Source organism: Bacillus sp. JJ1503 (assembly GCF_036965125.1).
GTDB lineage: Bacteria > Bacillota > Bacilli > Bacillales > Cytobacillaceae > Cytobacillus.
Genome location: NZ_JBALOZ010000365.1, coordinates 506 through 1095, shown reverse-complemented (window position 1 = coordinate 1095; position 590 = coordinate 506). Strand labels below are relative to the sequence as shown.

Here is a 590-nt window from a genome sequence, read left to right as displayed (position 1 = left end):
TAGGAATACATACCATTCCATCGAATCAATGTGCCGCAACAACTGTTTCAACAGAATCTGCAATGATTTCGCGGCTTGGCAAAGAATATCTCATACCGATATGCCCCATCGCAATACCATCATCGACACCAATTGTGTTCATTTCAAACGGAACCCCGCCTGCTTCACGGATAGCATCTTTCACAATTTTACCGAATTCTTGTAAATGAATATGTCCTGGAACTATATCAATATATGAATTGACCACCGCAATAAACGGCTTCCCAAAGTCCTCTTCCTTTACACCTGCTGCACGAAGTAAGCTTCTGTGAGGCGCACGATCAAATCCTTGTTTTATCATATTACTGCGCAGATCTGCCACGTATAATCCCTCCACATTTCTCTTTAAAATTTTTCACATATTTTAATTGATATATATTATTTAATTATCCTAAATAATATTATAATTTAACACCATATCTTGCATAATGTAAAGGAAGAACTTTAAAAATTCAGTATTTTTATAGAGTAGAATTCCCACTGTTCCCTATTTCATAATAATTAATTCACTGATTTATTTTTAAGCAAAAAAAAATGCCCCTATCGGACAC

Annotated in this window: 1 pseudogene; it reads right to left on the bottom strand. The window is 35.3% G+C overall.

What is annotated here, in order from left to right:
• Nucleotides 1-28 precede the first annotated feature (28 nt).
• A pseudogene (locus V7149_RS22845) lies at nucleotides 29-361 on the bottom strand (dihydroxy-acid dehydratase domain-containing protein); the annotation flags it as partial.
• Nucleotides 362-590 lie beyond the last annotated feature (229 nt).